Origin of the sequence: Planktothrix sp. FACHB-1355, from assembly GCF_014748295.1 — a bacterium.
GTDB lineage: Bacteria > Cyanobacteriota > Cyanobacteriia > Cyanobacteriales > Aerosakkonemataceae > Aerosakkonema > Aerosakkonema funiforme_A.
Genome location: NZ_JACJUP010000305.1, coordinates 1 through 6,237, shown reverse-complemented (window position 1 = coordinate 6,237; position 6,237 = coordinate 1). Strand labels below are relative to the sequence as shown.

The window sequence follows — 6,237 nt, the reverse complement described above, 5'->3', positions numbered from 1 at the left end:
ATGTTGATGTATTAACTTTTGCATAGAGATTCCCAAAGCACCTTTGTTAGCCAAATTAGGCGCTCTCTGTAATTTATGATCGAAGACCCAATCTTATTCAACGACTGGCACGTCGTAGCCAAGGTAGAAGTCTGCTCACCCGGTAAAACTTTCACTGCACGCTTGTTAGGAGAAGACTTGATTCTATGGCGTCCGGAAGGACCTAATTCTCCGATCCAAGTGTGGCAAGATTACTGCCCTCACCGAGGTGCTAGTCTGTCCTTGGGAGAAGTGTGCGATCGCACTTTAATTTGTGCCTATCATGGCTGGGAATACGATACAGCAGGTAAATGCAAGTATATTCCGGCGCACCCAAACCAAGAGCCGCCAGAGAAAGCCCAAATCAAAACATACCAGTGTCAGGAACGCTACGGTTGGGTGTGGGTATGCCTGGGCAGTCCCAATGGTGATGTACCTTCCTTCCCAATTTGGGACGATCCCAATTGCGCTAAGTTCTGGTGCGGTCCGTTAAAGTGCAATGCGAGTGGATTTCGGTTGATGGAGAGTTTTGTAGATATAGCCCATGTCCCTTTCGTCCATAGGCACAGTCTCGGTCCATCTAACCCCCAAATAGAAGACTATGAGGTGGTAGTCACAACCGAGGGAATTAGTATCCCCGAAAGAATGTTTCAGATGGACAGCGAGGGTAAGCAGACGATCGAGGTAGCAACTAGCTTGACGAAGGTTTCTTCTCTGTTGACTGTATCCGTTTTTACGGAAACTAAACAAGGGCCGTCGCCCGGTCGAACTGCTTGGCTGGCAGCAATCACACCTGTTGAGGAGGAAAAGTGTCTGCTGTGGACTTGTGCGGCGATCGATCTAGACAGTAGCTTAGTGCCCCAGTGGGGAAAGATGCACGAACGGCTGCTATGGGAAGATATTCGGATTGTCAATTCTCAACGACCCGCACGTCTGCCGCTGGGATTGGCCACAGACTCCCAATGGCCAGCGAATTTGCACGTTCCGAGCGATCGCTGTACCGTGATTTACCGCAAATGGCTCAAGGATAAAGGCGTCACTTTTGGCGTATGTTAATTTCCGTAAGCGATCTCTCAAAATTTTCAACCAAGTCTGTATTTTATTGAAAAACTTTCCGACTCAATTATGATCGCAGCCGATCCGATTTTACTCAATGACTGGCACGCAGTCGCCAAGGTAGAAGATTGTCCACCAGGGAAAATTCTCACTACACGCCTATTAGGAGAAGACCTGGTGCTATGGCGTCCATTAGACCCGCAAGCGCCAGTACAAGCATGGCAAGACCGTTGCCCCCACCGAGGTGCCCCTTTATCCTTGGGAAAAGTATGCGATCGCACTCTGGCTTGTGTGTATCACGGCTGGGAATACGATCCAACAGGTAAATGCGTCCTGATTCCCCCTCATCCAGCCTTAGAGCCTCCTGCGGGAGCGCAGATTAAAACCTACCATTGTCGGGAACGCTATGGTGCCGTGTGGGTATGCTTGGGGACTCCCTCTGCCGATGTGCCTCCCTTCCCAGAGTGGGACGAACCCAATTGTCTTCAGATCCTGAGCGAACCTATACACGGTAATGCTAGTGGTTTTCGCTTGGTGGAAATTGGTATAGATTTTACTCATTTCCGTTATCTCCACAACCAAACTGAATGCAATCCGCAAGTCCACGAAGATTTTCAAGTGGAAATGACGACCGATGGAATTACTGTCTGCGAAAGACACTTTCCGGATGCAGATAGCCAAGGCAAGCGAGTTACCTATACATCCACTTCATCCATGAAGATTCCTCATCCGTTGAGGTTATACAGTTACATAGAAATTACTCAAGGGCCGTACAAAGGGCGGTTCGCATTCTTGACAGCAATAACGCCAGTTGAAGAGGAGAAGAGCGTGCAGTGGAGTTTTACAGCCACGAACATGGATAAGGCTATGCTCCCACAATGGTTGGTGTTTAACCAGCAAGTGCAACAAGAAGATGTTTGGATGGCAGAACGCCTACAACCAAAACGAATGCCGCTCATCCCTCCCACAGACAACAAATGGCCAGCCGATTTGCACGTTCCGAGCGATCGATCTTCGGTTACTTACCGCAAATGGCTTAAACAAATAGGTGTTACTTATGGCGTTTGTTAATAGGTAAATATTTGTGGAACAAGAGCAAACTTCCTATTACATAACTCTGCCATCTGAACTGGGTGAAAAAGATCGCAATATTACCCTGGTTCAGATCCTCTTAAAATACCTTGAACTGGAGGGTGTCACTAAATTATTTGGCATTCCCAGTACGGCTATGAAGCACTTGTTGAACGAATTAAAGAACCAAAACGACAAATTTGACTACGTTATCTGCCGTCAGGAAACTGGGGCAGCTTTCATGGCAGATGGCTATTTTCGGGTGACAGGTAAACTGGGGGTGGTATTGGTTGCTTGTGATGCCGGTTTGCCCAATGCTTCAACTGGAATTCTCAACGCTCAACACGACAAATCCGCTTTGTTGGTCATTAGTGTAGAGCCGTCAGTAGAAAATTATAGCAACAGCCACATCTTAGATGAAGTTGAGATTAGCGAGAATATTAATGCTGTCTACCGCAATATCTGTCAGTACAGCGATCGCATCCACAGTCCCAAAACTTTCCAACCAATTTTGACTCAAGCATTGCGAAATGCACTGGCTATTCCATCTCGTACTACTTGTATCGGTTTGTCGGACAAACTCGCTGGCAGTTACCTATCTGAGGCGATGGCATTTCCCACTAAGCCAGAATATTATCGCGCAATTCCCCAATCCTCAAGTCCTCATCAAGTGCAACAGGCATTTGATTATCTCACTCATGCCAAACAGCCACTAATTTTATTGGGGAACGGATGTCGCCAAGTACTTCGCGATCGCCAGAAACTGGAAAAATTCAAGTCATTTGTGGAAAAGTTTGCCATTCCAGTGATGACAACTCCCGATGCTAAGGCCATTTTTCCAGAAAGTCACTGGTTGTCATTCCGAAATTACGGCGTTGCTGGCTGCAATTGGCCTAAATACTATCTGGAGAGTTCTCATTACGACGCCCTGATGGTGATGGGATCTAGTCTGGGTAGATACAGTACAATTCCTCCTCAAGCAGGCAAAGAACTGTTGATTCCCAAGGGTGCTTTGATTCAGGTGGATCTAGATCAAAGCGCGATCGCTCGCTTCTTCCCCGTCCAACTAGGAATTGTCGCAGAAATCGGCACCGTAATTGACAATCTGTTTGAGCTAAGCGATCGCACTCAAGCAGACGAACCAACTGTAGCAGAGCGTCGGGCATCGATCGAACAGATCCGGGAAACTCACTCACCGTTCCTCGAACCGCAAAAGCGCAATTCTGAAGCTGCACCTATCCTACCGCAAGCTTTGATGAAGTGTATCAACGATAACGAAAAGCTGCGTCAAGGAGGTCATATCTTTATCGATAGCGGTAACTCTACCCACTGGGCATGGCACTACTTGGAACTCGATCCACCAGTCCAATTTCACGTTTCCTCTACGATCGGGCCAATGGGATTCGGCACTGCTGGTGCGATCGGCGGTAAAATAGGCTCGCCAAATCAGGTTTGCGTAGCCATTACTGGCGACGGCGGCTTTATGATGCAGGGGAATGAAATATCGACCGCTGCCCAGTACAATGTTGGTGTCGTTTGGGTAATCCTTTATGACAATGACTTGAATATGATTAGTCAAGCCATGAATCAGTATTTTCCAGAGCCGTCAGTCTGGAAAAATTACTATCAGCTGGGAAAACCCGATCTCGTTAAGTTTGCCGAAGGACTCGGAGCAGATGCTTATGAGGTTCGCACTCAGGCGGAAATGCGGCTGGTATTTGCAGAAGCGCTCTCAAAAGCAGATACTAATAACAAGCCTCAAGCGATCGTTGTTTATATAAATACAGAAGAAATACCACCTTGGTTTTAATTTCAGATTTGAGATTTCAGATTTATCAAAATTTGAAATCTCAAATCTGCCATCTGAAATTTAATTTAGGAGTTCCTGCTTATGCAAGTTATGCAAGAAAAACAATTTGTTACGATCGGCGGTAAACGCTTTCACTATACCTGGTTGCGCGACAATTGTCTGAATTCTCAAAATCGTCATCCAGATTCCCTCGAAAAACTGAATGACATTTGCGATCGCCCCGCACACCCAGAACCGAAGTTTATCGAAGAGCGCGATGGCAACTTGATCGTTGACTGGAACGAAAATCCCCCTCTCCGCAGCGTTTTTCCCATTTCTTGGCTACTCGCTCACACTTGCGATCCACAACCTCAATCTCCGATCGGCGAAAATGTGATTCTGTGGGACAAAGCTTGGTTGGAAGCCAACCCGATCGAGTGGCCCGATGTTCGTAAATCAGATTTTAAAATTTGGATGAAGCAATTGTTATCTCTAGGATTTATCATCCTGCGAAATATTCCCCTAGAAGAACTTGATGCCTTTATCTCATCCTTCGGCCCAGTCCGCAACACCGAATACGGTGACATCATGACACAAAAAGTCGGCAAAGACTTAGCTGCAACCAGTCACGGCATCCCACCCCACAACGATCTGACTTTCTGGTACGGACATCGGACAACACAATTTATCCATTGTGCAAAAAACGAAGCATCTGGCGGACAAACATTTACGATCGATGGTTTTCGCGTCGCCAAAGACTTTCGTGAAAATCATCCAGACTATTTTCAAATTTTGGCAGAAACTCCCATACAATTTTGGCGCGTTCAACACGAGCATCAATATTTCTTTCGTCCGGTAGCTTCTATCATCGAAGTAGATAAAGCAGGTAATGTTACCGCCATTCGCTTCAGTCATAAAAACTGCGTGCCGCAATTACCGTTCGACCAATTAGAGCGTTTTTATGAAGCTTATACTGCCTTCTCTCGGTATCTTAATAATCTCGATTACCAATACCGTTTTCGCCTGACTGCCGGAGATTGTCTGCTCATCCAAAACTTCCGGGCTCTCCACGGCAGGACAGATTACGATGCTTCTGTCGGAGTGAGAGATTTTAGGGTAGCTTATATGGAATGGGACTACTTTTTGGCAAGATACTTTTATCAACGCGAGTTGGAAGCAACCCATTTCGCTATCAATGGAAATTAACTTGAAAGTAGCAAGGAAAAAAACGGAATGAGCTACCAAAGCGTTGTCAAAGCAGCAATCCACAAACAGGCTCCTTTCAAACCAAATCGGTTTGCCAAAATTTCTGAAAGAAAAGATCGATGCGATATTCCAGCACCTGCTTGGCGATCGCTCTTGGAAAACGCTTACTTCCAAACTTGGAAAGGAATACTTTTCGATAAAGGGCCAACTGAAATGGCTCTTTATCCCATGCTTTTGTACGAACTCAAACCGAAAACAATTATTGAAATTGGAGCATTAAGCGGTGGTAGTGCCATTTGGCTAGCCGATCACTTGGAAATGTTCCAAGTAGAAGGTCGTGTCTATGGTATAGATATTGACCTTTCCCTCCTTGATGAAAAAGCAAAAACTGACTCGCGAGTTCATTTTTTAGAGGGGGATTGTAATAATATGGCTGCCATAATGCCACCGGAAATGCTTGCAACGCTCGCTCATCCTTGGTTAATCATAGAAGATGCTCATGCTGATGCAGTAGGAGTTGTTGAATATTTTCACAGTCACGGCGTCCAAAGTGGAGACTACTTGATTGTCGAAGATACCAATCAAACTATGTGGGAGTTGGAATGGGATGATTGGGACGACCAAGAAGTATTAGAAAAAGGAAAACGTAAATTAGAGGAGTTGAAAAGCTGGTTAATGAATCATAAAACCGAATATCTAATCGATACATACTATCAAGATATGTACGGGTATAACGGCTCGAAAAACTGGAATTCAATCCTGAAAAAAGTATGAAAAAGAAGTCAAAAGTTAGGATATGGGTGGGGATAAGCTTAATACCATCGAGCGAGCCGAGCGAAACACATACTTTAATTATAAGTGCCAAAAATATAATTGGCAAGCAGCTAGATTAAATTAGAGGTTGAAAATGAATTATGGTTATTTATTGTGAAATAATTAATTAGGGAAAACATTAATTTTGGGGAAATTTAGTAATTAAATTGAGAGGTAATAATGGAAAATTTACAACCTAAAGTAAGAATTGAAAATTTGATCAAAATTTATGGAGAAAACCCGCGCTTAGCTCTCCAAATGTTTCGCGAAGGTAAAAGTAGAGA

General features: G+C 45.0%; 5 protein-coding genes. All 5 read left to right on the top strand.

The window, feature by feature from the left end; genetic code table 11:
• Positions 1-75: 75 nt before the first annotated feature.
• The 5 genes from H6S82_RS14470 to H6S82_RS14450 all read left to right on the top strand — a co-directional run bounded on the left by H6S82_RS14470 (position 76) and on the right by H6S82_RS14450 (position 5,914).
• Positions 76-1,074, top strand: a complete 999-nt coding sequence (locus tag H6S82_RS14470; RefSeq protein ID WP_191056349.1) for an aromatic ring-hydroxylating dioxygenase subunit alpha — start codon at positions 76-78, stop codon at positions 1,072-1,074.
• A 69-nt stretch (positions 1,075-1,143) separates the two neighbouring features.
• Positions 1,144-2,145, top strand: coding sequence for an aromatic ring-hydroxylating dioxygenase subunit alpha (locus H6S82_RS14465; RefSeq protein WP_190464862.1), 1,002 nt, complete (start codon positions 1,144-1,146; stop codon positions 2,143-2,145).
• Between the two features lie 13 nt (positions 2,146-2,158).
• A complete protein-coding gene (locus H6S82_RS14460) occupies positions 2,159-3,955 on the top strand; it encodes a thiamine pyrophosphate-binding protein (protein WP_190464861.1) in 1,797 nt (598 codons plus the stop codon).
• 81 nt (positions 3,956-4,036) lie between these two features.
• Positions 4,037-5,140, top strand: coding sequence for a TauD/TfdA family dioxygenase (locus H6S82_RS14455; RefSeq protein ID WP_190464860.1), 1,104 nt, complete (start codon positions 4,037-4,039; stop codon positions 5,138-5,140).
• A gap of 27 nt (positions 5,141-5,167) precedes the next feature.
• Positions 5,168-5,914, top strand: a complete 747-nt coding sequence (locus H6S82_RS14450; RefSeq protein WP_190464859.1) for a CmcI family methyltransferase — start codon at positions 5,168-5,170, stop codon at positions 5,912-5,914.
• Positions 5,915-6,237 lie beyond the last annotated feature (323 nt).